This is a genomic window from Serratia bockelmannii, from assembly GCF_008011855.1.
Classification (GTDB): domain Bacteria; phylum Pseudomonadota; class Gammaproteobacteria; order Enterobacterales; family Enterobacteriaceae; genus Serratia; species Serratia bockelmannii.
The window spans coordinates 611,193-627,103 of sequence record NZ_VOUX01000033.1 but is presented as its reverse complement, the minus strand read 5'-3'; the positions used below and the strand labels follow the sequence as shown (position 1 = coordinate 627,103).

Below are 15,911 nucleotides of genomic sequence, written 5' to 3'. Positions count from 1 at the left end.
CCGTGCAGGGCGCAGTGGTCGGGAGAAAAGGCTGGATGAAAAGAATCAACCGTTATTACGACGCGGCCAAGGCGCATCATACGCCGGAGGGATTTCGCAACCTGGAACCTTCGCGGCGTCAGGAGGGGGACCTTCAACGTTGGCAAGATGAACGCAAGCGCCAGGGATTGCCCAAGCCGCCGCAGCAGGGTTACGCACAATTTACCGAACGCTGGTGGCAGCCTGCCGATCTCAGCGGCAACGACGACAGCGTCTGGTGGTTGGGGCATGCCTCGATGCTGCTGCGGTTGAGCGGGCGTTATATCCTGATCGATCCGGTGTTGTCCGAACGTGCATCGCCACTGAGCTTTTACGGCCCGAAGCGCAGAACGCCGCCGCCCCTGACGGTGGAGCAACTGCCGGCGGTGGATGCGGTACTGATCTCCCATAACCATTATGACCACCTTGACAGGCGCACGGTGCGGCAATTGGCGCGGCGTTTCCCTCAGGCCGAGTTCATCGTGCCGCTCGGCTTGAAGCGCTGGTTCCGCCGTTATCGGCTGAAGGTGCATGAGCTGGACTGGTGGCAGAGTCTGCCGTTGGGCGAGCTGACGGTCTACGCCACGCCGGCGCGCCACTGGAGCATGCGCACGCTGTGGGATCGCAATCGCTCACTGTGGTGTGGATGGGTGATCCACCATCCGGGGCTGCGGTTTTATTTTTCCGGCGACAGCGGTTATTCGGAACGGCTGGCGGAGATTGGTCAACGGCTGGGGCCGTTCGACGTGGCGGCGCTGCCCATCGGCGCCTACGCACCGCGCTGGTTTATGCAGGAGCAGCATATGGATCCGCAGCAGTCGGTGACGCTGTACCGTCAACTCAATCAGCCGCGCGCCATTCCCATCCATTGGGGGGTATTCGAATTGGCGGATGAGTCGCTGGACGAACCGCCGCAGCAGTTGAATCTGGCGCTGAGTGAGGCGGGGCTTGAACAGCATCAATTCCACCCGCTGAAGATTGGCGAGCGCATCGCGTTGCAGGATTCTCAGCAAGCGTGGTCTCTTCGCCCTGCGGTACAGAGGAAAGAATAAGAGCAACGGTTTGAAAGCGCGGCAGTAATTAGCAAAATTGATAAGTGCGGGTGGTGATTCAAATAACCACCCGATCTTCAGGATTTAATTCAACGCCACACTTTTGCTATTCATAAGATTATTCCGGTTATTCGGACTGATGGTTTTCGGATTATTTAGGATGAAGCCACTGGCCAGCGGGAGAGGCGTCTGGACGTTGCATGCTTATGCAACCGTTGTGCAGGACGGTAACATCATCGCCCGCCTGTGTGCTGCTCCTGCTCGCGCGGTGTGGCGGCAGGGCTGAAGGCTGATGATGATGCGTTTTCGACGGTAAAGGGGCGGAGCAGCGATGAATAAATTGGCCCCCGTTCATCGATATTCAAATGTTGCATATCAAATTCCATAAAGATTCAAATTTTTTAACGCTATAAGCGGCAAAAAAGCGAAAATGACGAGACGGACATGCGACAAAACGATGAAAGTTTTGTTAAAACTCCACCAGAATGCGGGGTCTGGTGCGGTGGTTTTAGCAAGCAGAAAATAGCCGATGCTTCAACATCTTTTGGCCTATTTAAGCAAATGTGGCTCTCGACCGTTTCAAATATGTGCGACATGTCGTTCAGTGATTAAAAATGGCTTGCCATCGCATACAGAGTATGTGATAACGCATCTGGGTAAAACGAGGTACAGTTCTGTATATGTGTGGCATTTTCAGTAAAGAAGTTCTGAGTAAAGACGTTAGCGTTGAATACCGCTTCTCTGCCGATCCTTATCTTAGTGCCTCAAGCAGTAACGACTCTAGTTTGTCTATGTAACGCCCACGGGCGGTTTAAACAATCCAAAGGAAATACTCAAGATGGCAAAGATCAAAGGTCAAGTTAAGTGGTTCAACGAGTCTAAAGGTTTCGGTTTCATCACCCCGGCTGACGGCAGCAAAGACGTGTTCGTACACTTCTCTGCAATCCAGGGTAACGGCTTCAAAACCCTGGCTGAAGGCCAGAACGTTGAGTTCGAAATCCAAGATGGCCAGAAAGGCCCATCTGCAGTAAACGTTACTGCTATCTAATCAGCGTCAGCTGTACAAAAAGCCCGCCTTCGCGCGGGCTTTTTCGTTTCCGTCATCCGGCGGCGATGACGATGCCTGCGTACTGGTTGCGGCCTTTGATCCCCGGATGCGTCGGATCCTGCGCGCGCCGATGGCTGTTGCGGCGATAGCTGGTGTATTTGAAGCGCTGCGGCCGCTGCGGGTCGACGTCCGGCGTGCAGATGGTGCAACTGCCGGCGCGGTCAACGGCGGCGAAACCGAGCTCCGTCAGCTTGTATTCGGCAATTGCGGCCAGATCCAGATGCCGGTAATGCGGGCTGATCAGCGTGGCGGGCAGCGGCAGGCGCTGTTTAAAATTCTCCACCAGCGCTTCATCGACTTCGTAGCAGCATGGGCCGGCGGCGGGGCCGATAGACACCACCCAATCGGCGGTGTCGCCATCTTGGCGAATGCGGGACGCCATCTGCTCCAGAATGCCGTCCAGTAACCCGCGCCAGCCGGCGTGTACCGCCGCGATAGCGCCACCGTCGCGGCGGCTGAACAGCACCGGCAGACAGTCCGCCGTCAGTACGCTGATCAGAATGCCGGGCTGGCGAGTGTAGAAACCATCGGCCTCGCCGCACGCCTGCGCCGGTTGCAGCACGTCGACGATGCGGGTGCCGTGTACCTGCTTTTTTTCCGGCAGCGTGGCGCTGTAGGGCAGCAGATGCCCTGGCAGCAGCGCGAGTTTGCTGCCGAAGCCGTGCTGAATGTGGGGCACCGCATCGAGCAGCGCGGAACGATCGCTCATAAGTTATGTTCACCTGCGTGAGAAAACAGACTCTCAGTGTAGCCAGCTTTTTCCCCGCTTGGCCAGGTGTTGTTGGCGGCGAAAGCGAGTGGGGATGCGCCTTGCATCAAACCGGCGCCTTCTTTAGACTAGCCGCGCCCTGTCTCTCTGGAAGCCCATTCATGTCTTATCAATGTCCCCTGTGTCATCAATCGCTGCATTTTTCATCACAACACTGGCGTTGTGACGGCAATCATCAGTTCGATCAAGCTAAAGAGGGCTACGTCAATCTGCTGCCGGTACAGCACAAGCGATCGAAGCAGCCGGGAGACAGCGCGGAAATGATGCAGGCGCGGCGAGCGTTTCTCGACGGTGGATATTATCAGCCGTTGCAAGAGCAGGTGGCCGAGTGGCTGGATTTGGCGCTGGCGGCCGATGCTGGCGCGTTGTTGGACATAGGCTGTGGGGAAGGGTATTACACTGCCGCGGTGGCCGCCAGGCTGGCCCAGGAGCGCAATATGGCGGTCAATGGGCTGGATGTCGCCAAGGTGGCGATCCGCTACGCCGCTAAACGTTATCCGGCGGTCTCGTTCTGCGTCGCTTCCAGTCACCGTTTGCCGTTCGCCGATGGGGCGTTGGATGCGGTCTTGCGCATTTATGCACCTTGCAAGGCGGAGGAGCTGGCACGGGTAGTGAAGCCGGGCGGCGTGGTGCTGACGGTGTCGCCGGGCCCGCGTCATCTGTACCAGCTGAAAGAGCAGGTGTACCAGCAGGTGCAGCTGCATGCCGAACAGGATGAACAGTTCGCCGGATTCGACTGCGAGCGCAAAGAGGCGCTGGCCTATACGATGACCCTACCGGGCACGCAGGCCGCCAATCTGCTGCAGATGACGCCGTTCGCCTGGCGCGCCACGCCGGAGGTGCAACAGCGGTTGGCCGAGAGCGGCGAGTTTGTGTGCGAGACGGACTTCGTGCTGGCGTTGTACCGACGTCGCGCTTAAGGGGCCTTGAACTCAAAAACAAAAAAACCTGCCGCGGCAGGTTTTTTTCAAAGCGAGCGCTTCAGGCCAGGTAGCCGAGGTGCTCCAGCAGAATGTTGACGCCGATACCGATCAGCACCACGCCGCCGAGGATTTCGGCGCGCTTGCCCAGCAGTGGGCCGATAAAGCGGCCGATCATCATGCCTAGCGTCGCCATGATCATGGTGGCGCAGCCGATGGCCATCGCGGTATGCACGATGTTCACCTGCAGGAAAGCCAGACCGACGCCGATGGCCATCGCGTCGAGGCTGGTGGCGATGGCGGTGGCGACCAGCAACCAGAAACCATGACGTTTGACCTTCTCTTCTTCATCGGGCTTGTTACGTACCCCTTCGACGATCATGCGCATGCCGAGAATGAACAGCAGCGAGAAGGCGACCCAGTGGTCCCATTCCATGATGTATTGACTGGCGAACAGGCCGATGGCCCAACCGATGAGCGGGGTGATCGCTTCGACCACGCCGAAGATCAGGCCGGTGCGGATCGCTTCGCGGAAACGGGGTTGATGCAAGCTGGCACCTTTGCCGATCGACGCGGCGAAAGCATCCATGGACATGCCAAAAGCGAGAATAAGCGTTGCTGAAAGGTTCATGTGAAATAGCCTCGGCCGGGTGGCTCCATATACACGTAACCCACCCCCAACCAAACGACGGAGTTACGTGTCTATGGTCTCGCCAACCTTACCTGGCTGCCCGCACCACGTTTCTTACGGCGAAACGAGTATGTTGATACGGGCGTTTCTGGCTTTTTATTCTCCAGAAACCGGCTACTCCCCAATGACGGCGCAACCATATCATATTATTTCCGCCACGGACAACCTTATTCTATGGCAATGTTTGTTCTTAATTGAGACTCGTTTTCATTAATCTAATTTCATGCGGGAATATAATGTAGCCAGGGGTAACAATGTTGCAGAAATAATAGTCAGAAAGGAGATTGCGCTGCCGATTAATTACCCATAAGCAGCGCAAGGTTTGAGCTAAAATAACGTTAATTTTTCTTTATTTATTGATTATCAACAAAAAAGTGGTAAATCTTCTCCAGGTCGTCCAGGTGGGTCACCTGAACCAACAGCCGGCGCTGTTCCAGGTCGACGGCCAGAATGCCGTCCTCCGATAAATTCATGGCTTTAATGCGGTTATATTCGACAAACACATTGGCGAAGAAAAAACCGTGCGCTTTAAACACCATCTTGGGAGCGCGAATATAAGAAATATAGATGGCGAGCAACGCCAAAGAAATAAGCAGATAGGTGGTTAATACCGCACCGTTGTCGGTGACATTGCGGTAAATCAGAATGGCGATCAGGCCGACGAAAATCAGGCTGTCGAGGCGGTGGCGGCGTTTAAGCGGTACTTTGAGCCGCGTTTTACCTTTCAGCAGATCCATGCCGAATTCGTCGTACAGCGAATACAGCAACAGCAGGGCGATAAACAGCATCAGTACGGCGTCGGTCAGTGACATCTCTTGCTCCATAAAAAAGCCGGGGGTTGCCCCCCGGCCGTTTCGAACGATTACAGGCCCAGCAGGCCAATCCAATAGCCAAAGATACCGATGACGAAGAAGCCGATGATGATCCACAGCGCGTTGACTTTCTTGCGCAGCAGCCACATACAGGCGAAGGTCAGCAGCAACGGCACCAGGCCCGGCATCAGCTGGTCGAGGATGGTCTGCACCGTGGTGACGTTGGTATGCCCGGTCTGGTCGGTTATCTTGGACACCACCAGCGGGATATTCACGTGCGTCCACTTGTTGACCAGCGCCCCCATGACAAACAGGCCGAGAATGGACGCTCCTTCCGTCAGTTTCTGCAGGAAGCCGCCGCCCATGTCGTTGACGATATCGACCCCTTTACGGTAACCGTAGGCCACGCCGTAGTAGCGGGTCAGCAGGCGCACCAGGTTGAACAGCACGAAGAACAGGATCGGTCCAAGCAGGCTGCCGCTCATGGCGATGCCCGCCCCAAGCGCGGCGAACACCGGTCGCACGGTGCCCCAGAAGATCGGGTCACCGACGCCCGCTAAAGGCCCCATCAAACCGACCTTGATGCCGTTGATTGCGGCGTCATCGATCGGCGCGCCGTTGGCGCGTTGCTCTTCCATCGCCATGGTCACACCGAGCACCGGCGCCGCCACGTAAGGGTGGGTGTTGAAGAACTCCAGGTGACGCTTGATCGCCTGTTTGCGATCGTCATTGTTTTCCGGATACAGGCGGCGGATCACCGGCACCATCGAGAAGCAAAAACCCAGCGCCTGCATGCGTTCGAAGTTCCATGAACCCTGGAACAGGTTCGAACGCAGGAATACGCCGCGAATATCGGCCGGCGTGAGTTTCTTTTGAGCAGTTGTATCAACCATTTCTCTCACCTATTCCTAGTCGAGTTCGTTATCGAGATCGTTCGCGTTAGCCGGGCCGGCCTGTACAACTTGAGACTTGTTGTATTTCGGGCTGAGCTGGATATACAGCACGGCCATCACCACGCCAATGACGCCGAGCGCCACCAGGTTGAAGTTGGTGAAGGCGGCGGTAACGAAACCGAGATAGAAGAACGGCATCAGGTAGCCGGCGCGCATCATGTTAATCACCATTGCGTAACCGACCACGACGATCATGCCGCCGGCGATGTTCAGGCCGCTGGTGACCACTTCCGGGATCGAGTTGAGCAAGGCGTGTACCCCGGCGGTGCCGACCGAGATGGCGACAATGACCGCCGGGATGGCGATACGCATCGCCTGCAGCAGCAGGGCGCCGACATGGATCCAGCTAATGGCGCGCAGGCTGCCGCGCTCCGCTGCGCTATCCGCCGCGTGCTGGAACGCCACGGTGAGGGTACGCACGATGATGGTTAATACCTGGCCGGCCGCCGCCAGCGGAATGGCCAGGGCGATACCGGCGCCGACGCTTTGCCCGCCGGCGATGACCAGAATGGTCGAGATGATGGACGCCAGGGCAGCATCCGGCGCGACGGCCGCACCGATGTTCATCCAGCCCAGGGCGATCATTTCCAGCGTACCGCCGATGATGATACCGGTTTTCATATCGCCGAGGATAAAGCCGATCAGGGTACAGGCGACCAGCGGACGGTGGAACTGGAACTCGTCGAGGACGGAACCCATCCCGGCGATACAGGCAACGATAAATATCAGCACAATCTGAAGAGTGGTGATCTCCATTGCACTTCTCCTATGACCAAAAAAGCTCTGAGTAAAATAATTAGCGGCTGGCGCCACTAACTGAGTTTGTTAATCAGGTCCATCATTTTTAGCCGGCTGTCGGACGAGACCTTACGCACCTCCAGCTCGATACCGCGATCGTTCAGTTTCTTAAACGCTTCGATATCTTTTTCATCGACGGAAACGGCGTTGTTCACCTGGGTTTTCCCCTGGCGGAACGCCATGCCGCCGATATTGACGGATGTAATCTCCACGCCGCCTTCCACCAAACGCCAGACGTCGGTCGGGTTGGTGAATAACAGCATCACGCGATCGTTGGCGTATTTCGGGTTGTTCCAGACGCGGATGGCCTTCGCCACGTCCACCACGTGGGCGGTGACGCCCGGCGGGGCAACCTGGGTCAGCAGGGTCTTGCGCACATGGTCGGCGGCGACTTCATCGCTGACGACGATAATGCGGCTGACGTTGGTCTCTTTGGTCCAGCGGGTAGCAACCTGGCCGTGGATTAAGCGATCATCGATGCGCGCCAGGCCGATTTTCATGTGGTCGTTCGGCCCCAGCGGCGCCTGAGGGGCAGCGGCTTTGGCGACGGGTGCTGCGGGTTTTGCGGGTTCTTCCTGCGGTTTTTTCAGCGCTTTCACGCCTTCACGGCCGGTTTCCAACGCCAGCGCCACCAGTTCATCGAAAGCGGGGTTGTCGTCCCGCGCCATGAAGGTTTCCACCAGCATCGGGATGTTGACCCCGGTGACGACCTCATAGTTTTCTTTGTCGACCGCAATGCGGCTGGCGGCGTTGAACGGGCTGCCGCCCCAGGTATCCACCAGGAACAGCACGCCGCCGCTGGTATCCAACCCACTGATTTTTTCGTTGTACTTGACGATTAACGTTTCGGCATTCTCACCGGGAACGAAGTCTATAAAGGCGACGTTGTCCTGCTCGCCCAATAACATCTCCGCCGTTTTCAGCAGTTGTTCCGCTGCAGCCCCGTGTGTGCCGATGATAATAGCTATTGCCACTCGCTACCTCCTCGTTGAACTCCAGACGCGGTGTGTGTCGTTTCTCCGCGCCGTCTTGGCAGTCACTTCCGCGGTTCAGATACATTATGGTAGAAAAAAAGAAACGCACGCCTAACATTTCTCACGCAGTTTCAAATGCCTGTGCGTGATACTTCACGAACGCGAGATTTATTTTAGTGAGTGAAAAAATATTTTTTGTGACGCTGCTCCGCTATTGAATGCTCGGACAAATCTTAGCTGTCGCAGACGATATGGTGTGGCGCCACCCTAAACCGCCGTTGAAAAAGCCGCTTTGTCCCCCAGAAAAATCCTGATACAGTAATTCCTTCTTTCATCACTAAGGAGTGAAGGGCCTCAGCCCTCCCTATGGACTGTCACCGAAGTTACTGTTTTTCCAGGTTTCACCCGCCACCTGCTGGCGTTGTATATGCTGTTCGGCCCTTCGGCCATCTCCCGGTAACCCCATCCCGTCACCTTGCTATTGTCGACTGCGCCCATGCAGCGGCGGCATCGTCACGTCTGAGCGGCGAGCGCTCATTCCCACTTTTTTCTGGAGTCTGATATGGAATTTTTAATGGACCCCTCTATTTGGGCGGGGTTGCTTACGCTGGTGGTGCTGGAAATCGTGCTGGGCATCGACAACCTGGTGTTCATCGCCATTTTGGCCGACAAATTGCCGCCGAAGCAGCGCGATAAGGCGCGCGTTATCGGCCTGTCGCTGGCGTTGCTGATGCGTTTGGGCCTGCTGTCGGTGATCTCCTGGATGGTAACCCTGACCACACCGCTGTTCAGCGTCGGCGATTTCAGCTTCTCTGGCCGCGATCTTATCCTGCTGTTCGGCGGGGTATTCCTGCTGTTCAAGGCCACCATGGAGCTGCATGAGCGGTTGGAAGGGCAGACGCACCAGGATGGCGCCAACCGCGGTTATGCCAAGTTCTGGGCGGTGGTGGTGCAAATCGTGATCCTGGACGCGGTGTTTTCGCTTGATGCGGTGATTACCGCCGTAGGCATGGTGAACGATCTGCCGGTAATGATGGCGGCGGTGGTGATCGCGATGGCGGTGATGCTGTTGGCATCCAAGCCATTGACCAACTTCGTCAATGCGCACCCGACCATCGTGGTGCTGTGCCTGAGCTTCCTGTTGATGATCGGCCTGAGCCTGATCGCCGAAGGCTTCGGTTTGCATATTCCGAAAGGCTATCTGTACGCCGCGATCGGCTTCTCGATCCTGATTGAATTGTTCAACCAGATCGCGCGTCGCAACTTCATCAAGCATCAAGCGCGTCGGCCGATGCGCGAGCGCACCGCGGAAGCGATCATGCGCCTGATGGGGCAGCAGCGCGCGCAGCAGTCGGACGATGAGGTCGCTTTGCCGAGGGATGAAACCTTTGCGGCGGAAGAGCGTTATATGATCAGCGGCGTGTTGACGCTCGCCTCGCGTTCATTACGCAGTGTGATGACGCCTCGCACGGACATCTCCTGGGTCGACTGCGAGCGCTCCCGCGAGGAGGTGCGCGCCCAGTTGCTGGATACGCCGCACAGCCTGTTCCCGGTGTGTCGTGATTCGGTGGATGAGATCGTCGGCGTGGTACGGGCCAAGGATCTGCTGGTGGCGCTGGAGCAAGGGGAAGATATCGCCGAGTTTGCCGCCCGCACGCAGCCCATCGTGGTGCCGGAAACCATGGACGTCATCAAACTGCTGGCGGTGCTGCGCCGTGCCAAAGGGCGTCTGGTGGTGGTCACCAATGAATTTGGCGTTGTGCAGGGGCTGGTGACGCCGCTGGACGTGCTGGAAGCGATTGCCGGTGAGTTCCCGGACGAGGATGAAACGCCGGATATCGTGGCGGAAGGCGACGGCTGGCTGGTGAAGGGGGGAACCGATTTGCACTCGCTGGAACAGGCGCTGGCCTGCGATGACCTGGTCAGCCCAACCGCAGACTACGCCACCCTGGCGGGGCTGCTGTTGGCTCACTACGGCCAGATGCCGGTGGTGGGGGACACCATTGAACTGAACCACCTGCGTTTCGATATCGTCGAGGTCTCCGACTATCGCATCGAATTGGTGCGTGTTACCCGCGTTGTCTTTGACGAGCCGACGCAGTCGTAACCCTCCCGCCGGGGGCTCAGGCCTCCGGCGGATCCTCTTCCGCTTTCCTGACGCGCGATTCGTACTGTTGCAACCACAGCGGGAAAACGTGGATCGGCATCGGCTTGGCGAAATAATACCCCTGCAGGGCATTGACCTCGCGTGAGCGCAGATAGTCGGCCTGTTCCTCCGTTTCGACCCCCTCTGCCACCAGTTTTAGCTTCAGCCTCTGCGCCAGCGTAATGATGGTGTCGGTCACTGTGGCGTTGACCGCGTCGGTGCCGATGGCCGCGGTAAACCCGCGGTCGATCTTCAACACGTCCGGGCTGAGGTTTTTCAGGTAGCTCAGCGAGCTGTGGCCGGTGCCGAAATCGTCGATGGCCAGCATGATCCCCATGTCTTTCAGCGTGCGAATCTGGTCATACTGGATCGCCGACAGCGCGGTGCGTTCGGTCAGCTCCAGCATCAATGAGGGCATCGGATGTGCCGGCAGCCAAATCTGGCGGATATCGTCGATGATGTTGAGCGTTTTAAAATGCTCGGCAGCAACGTTAATGCTGATGTAGAAGGACGGTCGTGGCGGGAACAGCTGCAGATTTTCCGTCACGGTGTTCATCAGATAGCGAGTGAGCGGAATGATGAGGTCATGCTGCTCGGCCAACGGAATAAACACGTCTGGCGAGATCCACCCCTGCCGCTTCTTTTTCCAACGCAGCAGCATCTCGACGCCGGCACAGCGCCCGGTATCGCTGTGAATGATCGGTTGGCAGTAAACGCGGAACTCCCGATGGGTAATGGCATGGCCAATGTGGTAAGACAGGCTCATGCGGTTAGCGGTGAGCAGGTAGACCACATAGGCCGCCAGCAGGCTGATCAGCAGCGCCAGCGGGATATGGCGCGGCAGTGCGGAAAACGCCAACATGCCGACCTGCGGGCCGAACAGCGAAATCGAGAAGGGGTAACGCTCGGAACCGGCGGTGTAACGCAGATCGTTGGTCAGGGTGTCGCGGCGCAGGATTTCGCGGCGCCCGTATTCCAGGCTGCTGTCGGCTACGTTCAGCACCATGCGCTGAACATAAGGCTCCTGGGGTTCGAGTAAAAAGTTCGATAACAGCTCGATATTGAAGACGTGCAGCACGCCGCTGCTTCTATCGCCGGGGGAGGGTGTCCACATCACCAACGTGGGCAGTCCTTTGCTCACCGCCAACGAAGGGCGCAGCGCCAGCCTGACGTTGCTGTTGACGAAAATCGGCAGCACTGCAGCCAACTGATAATGTCGGGCGCCAAACAGACTGGAGCAGTAGATGATGCCATTTTTTACCAGCAGCATGGCGCGCAGCGCCTGATTTTGCGCGGCGCGAAAGCGCAGGGTCGATGAGACGTTCTCGCAGGGTTGTTCCAGCATGTCCATACTGCGTTCCGCCTGCAGCTGCGCGGGGGACAACAGCTGGTCAATTTTGCCGACGGTGCGGGTGGCCAACGTTTGCTGGCTCTGCTCGATGCTTTTGACCTCTTGATAGTAACGGGTATACAGCGATACCAACAGAATAGCCACGCCCACCGCTCCGGCCAGCAGCCAACGGTAGTAACGATATTGGGACGCGGCGAGGTGGGTCATCAACATCCGGTAAATCCTTGTTCGGTAATCCAGCTCCGAGTCACAGTCAGGCCACAGCTCCTTAAGTTGCGCTCGGCTAATTCTAGCCTGAGGTTATACAAGATTGATGGTAACTCAGTAAATTATTTCGATTTGGCAAAACAGAAGGTCAATTTGCAGGCTAACCGCTGGATCGATGAGAAAAATGCAGGATATTTTCTGGTGACATTGTCACTAAAAACGGTCAATGAATTGATTGCCCATAAAAAACCCCGCCGGGCGGCGGGGTTGTCTGTCAGTCGCATTGCACCTTGATTGCCAGGCCACCGCGTGATGTTTCTCGGTATTTGGCGTTCATGTCTTTGCCGGTTTCGTACATGGTCTCGATCACCTTATCCAGCGAAACGCGCGGTTCGCTGGTGCGGCGCAGAGCCATGCGGGCGGCGTTGATCGCCTTGACCGAGGCGATGGCGTTGCGCTCGATGCACGGCACCTGTACCTGGCCGGCGACCGGGTCACAGGTCAGCCCCAGGTTGTGTTCCATGCCGATTTCCGCCGCCACACAGACCTGCTCAGGGCTGCCGCCCAGCAGTTCAGCCAGGCCGGCGGCCGCCATGGAGCAGGCCACGCCGACTTCGCCCTGACAGCCGACTTCGGCGCCGGAAATGGACGCGTTCATCTTGTACAACGCGCCGATGGCGCCCGCTGCCATAAAGTAACGGATGTAGATATCCGGGCTGACGGACTCGATAAAGTGATCGTAGTAAGCCAGCACCGCAGGCACGATGCCGCAGGCACCGTTGGTCGGCGCGGTGACGACGCGGCCGCCGGCGGCGTTTTCTTCGTTAACCGCCAGTGCGAACATGTTGACCCAGTCGATCACGTTCATCGGATCGTTGGACAGTTTGTCCGACGCCACCAGCATGCGGCGCAACGCGGAAGCACGGCGCGGTACGCGCAGCGGCCCCGGCAGCACGCCTTCGGTGTTCAGACCGCGATCGATACAGGCACGCATGGTTTGCCAGACGTTGCCGAAGTAGGTGTCGATCTCTTGCTTGCTGTGCAGCGCCAGTTCGTTCTGCATCACCATGCCGGACAGTGACAGCCCGGTCTCGCGGCAGTGGTCGAGCATTTCGCGCGCGGAGTTGAATGGATAAGGCATTTGCAGCTCTTGCTCGGCGTCCTTACCGAAGTTCTCCTCGTCGACGATGAAACCGCCGCCGATGGAGTAATAGGTCTTGCTGTACACTTCTTTATCGCTGGCGAAGGCGTGGATTTGCATGCCGTTCTCGTGCAGCGGCAGGTTGTCGCTGCGGAAGACCATGCCGCCGTCGCGTGGGAAATCGACTTCATGCAGGCCGTTGGCCAGCATCAGGCGTTGACGTTGTTCTACATCGCGAATAAAGCCAGGAATGCTATCGATATCGACGGTGTCCGGCATGTTACCGGCCAGGCCGAGAATGATGGCGATATCGGTATGGTGACCTTTACCGGTCAATGAGAGTGAGCCGTAAACGTCTACGGCAACACGCGTGATAGAAGGCATCAGGCCTTTATTTACCAGATCGTCGACAAACTGTTTGCCGGCTTTCATCGGTCCAACCGTATGAGAGCTGGACGGGCCGATGCCGATCTTAAACATGTCGAAAACGCTAATCACGCTAAAACTCCTTAAAGAGACGTATTGTTATGGCTGCGGCGGTTAAAAACCGCGCAGGGAACAGCGATATTGTAAAAGGGCCGTGCGGGTTCGGCTGCCTTTTTCGCATGAAATTAAATAATCCGTGGTGTCGCTTTTTTTACTGATTACCCGGGGCGAACCCTTATGCGAGGTATCCGCTTTCGCCCAAGCTCCATTAGCGGTAATCGCGCCCGCTTTCCGTGCTGAACGCCGCCGGCTTAATCCCTGTTTCTACAGTGGTTTATCTCGGACGGTGGTATTTTACAGGTATTTCGTAAGGTTTAAGAGAGGGTTTACAGTTTTTTTAAAACCATTCGACCGGAACGGTAGTTGAAAAAGCGTTCAAATGAAGTGATTTCGATCGCTTTACCGGCAGCGGAGGCCGTCGGCCATGCCAGATTGCGAGTCAGATCACGTAATATGGGCTAAATACTGACCTGCTGCGCCAGACGCCGAATGATGGCTGCGGTCAGCCCCCAGATAAACTGGCTGTGATACCAGGAGAGGTAAATGCGGTGCGTATGGCCGGCGCGATGAATATCCAGCGGATAGTAACGTGACAGGGTCAGCGCTTCCCTCAAGGGCACCTCGAACACGTCCGCCACTTCACCCTCATTGGCGTGGAACTGCACATCCGGCGAGACCAGGCCGACGATGGGCGTGACCTGAAATCCGGTGCTGCTGTCGAGCGGCGCCATTTGGCCGAGGACGGTCACCGCCTGCGGTGGTATCGCCACTTCTTCCTGCGCTTCTCGCAGCGCCGTGACGATCGCCGACCCGTCTTCGGCATCGGTTTTGCCGCCGGGGAAGGCCACCTGGCCGGCATGTTTGCGCAGCGAATCGGCACGGCGGGTCAATAGCAGGGTGGGCTCAGCACGGCAGACGATCGGGATCAGCACCGCCGCCGGGCGCACATTGTGCGAGATCTGCGCCGCCTGGGGCAGCTGCAGTTGAAAACGGCTGATAAAGGCGTGCAGTGAGGCTGGTGTGTTCGATGGGATCACGACAGGGCGCACTCCCCAAGCTGCGGCAGAATACGGACAACCTTGTCGAAGGTCTCCTGGTATTCCGCCTGCTCCTGGCTGTCCGCCACGATGCCGCCACCGGCGGAGCAGTGGATGCGGCCGTTTTCGGTGACGAGCGTGCGGATGGTGATATTGGTGTCCATGGTGCCGCAGGCGCTTAGGTAACCGATACTGCCGCAATAGGCATTGCGGCGCTGCGGCTCCAGCTCTTCGATGATTTCCATCGCCCGCACCTTGGGCGCGCCGGTGATCGAGCCGCCGGGGAAGCAGGCGCGCAGCAGTTCGGCCGCCGAGGTCTGTTCCGGCAGGGTTGCGGTGATAGTGCTCACCAGGTGATGCACGGCGGGAAACGGCTCCACGGCAAACAGTTCCGGCACCCGTACGCTGCCAGGCTGGGCGACGCGGCCGATATCGTTGCGCAGCAGATCGACGATCATCAGATTTTCAGCGCGATCCTTGGGGGAATCGGCCAAACGGCGAGCCTGAACGGCGTCCTGTTCCGCGTCCGCCAGCCGCGGCAGCGTGCCCTTGATCGGGCGGGTTTGGATGCGCTGCTGCTCCAGCCACAGGAAGCGCTCGGGAGAGACGCTCAGTACGCTGTTGTGCGGCAGGCGCAGGAAGGCCGAGAACGGCGCGCGGTTGCAGGCGCTCAATCGACAGAAAGCCTGCCACTCATCTCCCTGATAGTCGGCGGAGAACCGTTGCGCCAGATTAATTTGGTAACAGTCACCGCTGCGCAGGTAGCGCTGAATACGTTGGAATTTCTCGCCGTATTGCCGCCGGCTCATATTGGCGCGCCAGTCGCTCAGCAGCGTGAAAGGGCGTTCTGTCGGCGCGGTTTGGCTATTGAGCCAGCACCAGCGCTGTTCCACGTCGCCATAGCTGAGCAGCGTCAGGGTTTGCAGACGGTGATCGGCGATCAGCGCCCAGTCATAAATGCCCACCGCCATGTCCGGCAAGGCGAGGTCGGCTGCGGCCAACTGCGGCAAGCTTTCCACCCGCCGCCCGAGATCGTAGCCGAACAGCCCCAGTGCGCCGCCCTGAAATGGCAGATCCGGGTTAAACGCCGGTTGCCAACCTTGCGCCACCAGGTGTTGCTGCAGCAGGGAGAATGGATCTTCCTTTGACTGGATAGTGACGCCGTCACTTTCTATTTTCGTGCTGGCGCCCTGGGTGGTGAGCGTAACGCACGGCTGCGCGACCAGGATGTCGAAGCGGTTATGCGAATGGTCGGCGAAGCCCGAATGCAGCAGCATCGCCCACGGGTGGGTTGAAATCGGGGCGAAAAGCGTCATCAGGGCACTGCGGCTGTAGGGCAAAGATTTTATGTTTGGGGCGGTTACGCTCATGAACGTCAATAAACCTGGCTGTGAGGACGGCGATATCTGGCGGCTAGTGTGCCATAGACGGTCACGTCATGCATGTTT

Annotated in this window: 15 protein-coding genes and 1 riboswitch; of the genes, 5 read left to right on the top strand and 10 right to left on the bottom strand. The window is 57.8% G+C overall.

Features of this window, described 5'->3' with window-relative positions:
* Positions 1 to 35 precede the first annotated feature (35 nt).
* The 3 genes from FOT55_RS19505 to cspE all read left to right on the top strand — a co-directional run bounded on the left by FOT55_RS19505 (position 36) and on the right by cspE (position 2,118).
* Positions 36 to 1,070, top strand: a complete 1,035-nt coding sequence (locus FOT55_RS19505) for an MBL fold metallo-hydrolase (protein ID WP_043143568.1) — start codon at positions 36 to 38, stop codon at positions 1,068 to 1,070.
* A 680-nt stretch (positions 1,071 to 1,750) separates the two neighbouring features.
* Complete coding sequence (locus FOT55_RS19500; protein WP_002211058.1) at positions 1,751 to 1,867, top strand: DUF2627 domain-containing protein; 117 nt, start codon at positions 1,751 to 1,753, stop codon at positions 1,865 to 1,867.
* Between the two features lie 41 nt (positions 1,868 to 1,908).
* Positions 1,909 to 2,118 (top strand): transcription antiterminator/RNA stability regulator CspE, encoded by a 210-nt coding sequence (gene cspE, locus FOT55_RS19495; RefSeq protein ID WP_002221949.1) that lies wholly within the window; start codon positions 1,909 to 1,911, stop codon positions 2,116 to 2,118.
* 52 nt (positions 2,119 to 2,170) lie between these two features.
* Here the strand turns inward: cspE and pgeF are convergent, their stop codons facing one another.
* Positions 2,171 to 2,887, bottom strand: a complete 717-nt coding sequence (gene pgeF / locus FOT55_RS19490; protein WP_043143569.1) for a peptidoglycan editing factor PgeF — start codon at positions 2,885 to 2,887, stop codon at positions 2,171 to 2,173.
* Between the two features lie 161 nt (positions 2,888 to 3,048).
* On the opposite strand from pgeF, the gene rlmA reads away from it, so the two are divergent.
* On the top strand, positions 3,049 to 3,867 hold the full coding sequence (gene rlmA / locus FOT55_RS19485; RefSeq protein WP_025303162.1) for a 23S rRNA (guanine(745)-N(1))-methyltransferase: 819 nt from the start codon (positions 3,049 to 3,051) through the stop codon (positions 3,865 to 3,867).
* A gap of 61 nt (positions 3,868 to 3,928) precedes the next feature.
* On the opposite strand, the gene mntP is transcribed toward rlmA, so the two are convergent.
* The 5 genes from mntP to manX form a co-directional block, all read right to left on the bottom strand.
* On the bottom strand, positions 3,929 to 4,498 hold the full coding sequence (gene mntP / locus FOT55_RS19480; RefSeq protein ID WP_025303161.1) for a manganese efflux pump MntP: 570 nt from the start codon (positions 4,496 to 4,498) through the stop codon (positions 3,929 to 3,931).
* 11 nt (positions 4,499 to 4,509) lie between these two features.
* Positions 4,510 to 4,693, bottom strand: a riboswitch (yybP-ykoY riboswitch).
* 218 nt (positions 4,694 to 4,911) lie between these two features.
* On the bottom strand, positions 4,912 to 5,370 hold the full coding sequence (locus tag FOT55_RS19475; RefSeq protein ID WP_025303160.1) for a DUF986 family protein: 459 nt from the start codon (positions 5,368 to 5,370) through the stop codon (positions 4,912 to 4,914).
* A gap of 50 nt (positions 5,371 to 5,420) precedes the next feature.
* Positions 5,421 to 6,263, bottom strand: a complete 843-nt coding sequence (locus tag FOT55_RS19470; protein ID WP_015378157.1) for a PTS mannose transporter subunit IID — start codon at positions 6,261 to 6,263, stop codon at positions 5,421 to 5,423.
* 15 nt (positions 6,264 to 6,278) lie between these two features.
* Positions 6,279 to 7,079, bottom strand: a complete 801-nt coding sequence (locus FOT55_RS19465; RefSeq protein ID WP_015378156.1) for a PTS mannose/fructose/sorbose transporter subunit IIC — start codon at positions 7,077 to 7,079, stop codon at positions 6,279 to 6,281.
* Positions 7,080 to 7,135: 56 nt separating this feature from the next.
* The gene (gene manX / locus FOT55_RS19460; RefSeq protein ID WP_043143571.1) at positions 7,136 to 8,095 is read right to left on the bottom strand and encodes a PTS mannose transporter subunit IIAB; all 960 of its coding nucleotides are present in this window, start codon (positions 8,093 to 8,095) and stop codon (positions 7,136 to 7,138) included.
* Between the two features lie 562 nt (positions 8,096 to 8,657).
* On the opposite strand from manX, the gene FOT55_RS19455 reads away from it, so the two are divergent.
* Positions 8,658 to 10,202 (top strand): TerC family protein, encoded by a 1,545-nt coding sequence (locus FOT55_RS19455; protein ID WP_147823898.1) that lies wholly within the window; start codon positions 8,658 to 8,660, stop codon positions 10,200 to 10,202.
* Between the two features lie 16 nt (positions 10,203 to 10,218).
* On the opposite strand, the gene FOT55_RS19450 is transcribed toward FOT55_RS19455, so the two are convergent.
* From FOT55_RS19450 to pabB, 4 genes are all read right to left on the bottom strand, one after another.
* Entirely contained in the window at positions 10,219 to 11,805 is a 1,587-nt protein-coding gene (locus FOT55_RS19450) for an EAL domain-containing protein (RefSeq protein ID WP_025303157.1), read from the bottom strand.
* A 268-nt stretch (positions 11,806 to 12,073) separates the two neighbouring features.
* Positions 12,074 to 13,438: an L-serine ammonia-lyase gene (gene sdaA, locus FOT55_RS19445; RefSeq protein ID WP_147823897.1), complete on the bottom strand. Its 1,365-nt coding sequence runs from the start codon at positions 13,436 to 13,438 to the stop codon at positions 12,074 to 12,076.
* Between the two features lie 446 nt (positions 13,439 to 13,884).
* The gene (locus FOT55_RS19440) at positions 13,885 to 14,463 is read right to left on the bottom strand and encodes a CoA pyrophosphatase (RefSeq protein WP_060433263.1); all 579 of its coding nucleotides are present in this window, start codon (positions 14,461 to 14,463) and stop codon (positions 13,885 to 13,887) included.
* Entirely contained in the window at positions 14,460 to 15,833 is a 1,374-nt protein-coding gene (pabB, locus tag FOT55_RS19435; RefSeq protein ID WP_147823896.1) for an aminodeoxychorismate synthase component 1, read from the bottom strand. The genes FOT55_RS19440 and pabB overlap by 4 nt, the downstream gene beginning before the upstream one ends.
* Positions 15,834 to 15,911: the final 78 nt, after the last annotated feature.

What these genes read in the sequence shown, in the direction of transcription:
- FOT55_RS19455 (WP_147823898.1), top strand. Translation starts at nt 8,658, where the DNA reads ATGGAATTTTTAATGGACCCCTCTATTTGGGCGGGGTTGCTTACGCTG.
- FOT55_RS19505 (WP_043143568.1), top strand. Translation starts at nt 36, where the DNA reads ATGAAAAGAATCAACCGTTATTACGACGCGGCCAAGGCGCATCATACG.
- cspE (WP_002221949.1), top strand. Translation starts at nt 1,909, where the DNA reads ATGGCAAAGATCAAAGGTCAAGTTAAGTGGTTCAACGAGTCTAAAGGT.
- FOT55_RS19470 (WP_015378157.1), bottom strand. Translation starts at nt 6,263, where the DNA reads ATGGTTGATACAACTGCTCAAAAGAAACTCACGCCGGCCGATATTCGC.
- rlmA (WP_025303162.1), top strand. Translation starts at nt 3,049, where the DNA reads ATGTCTTATCAATGTCCCCTGTGTCATCAATCGCTGCATTTTTCATCA.
- FOT55_RS19500 (WP_002211058.1), top strand. Translation starts at nt 1,751, where the DNA reads ATGTGTGGCATTTTCAGTAAAGAAGTTCTGAGTAAAGACGTTAGCGTT.
- pgeF (WP_043143569.1), bottom strand. Translation starts at nt 2,887, where the DNA reads ATGAGCGATCGTTCCGCGCTGCTCGATGCGGTGCCCCACATTCAGCAC.
- FOT55_RS19450 (WP_025303157.1), bottom strand. Translation starts at nt 11,805, where the DNA reads ATGTTGATGACCCACCTCGCCGCGTCCCAATATCGTTACTACCGTTGG.
- pabB (WP_147823896.1), bottom strand. Translation starts at nt 15,833, where the DNA reads ATGAGCGTAACCGCCCCAAACATAAAATCTTTGCCCTACAGCCGCAGT.
- mntP (WP_025303161.1), bottom strand. Translation starts at nt 4,498, where the DNA reads ATGAACCTTTCAGCAACGCTTATTCTCGCTTTTGGCATGTCCATGGAT.
- FOT55_RS19475 (WP_025303160.1), bottom strand. Translation starts at nt 5,370, where the DNA reads ATGTCACTGACCGACGCCGTACTGATGCTGTTTATCGCCCTGCTGTTG.
- FOT55_RS19465 (WP_015378156.1), bottom strand. Translation starts at nt 7,079, where the DNA reads ATGGAGATCACCACTCTTCAGATTGTGCTGATATTTATCGTTGCCTGT.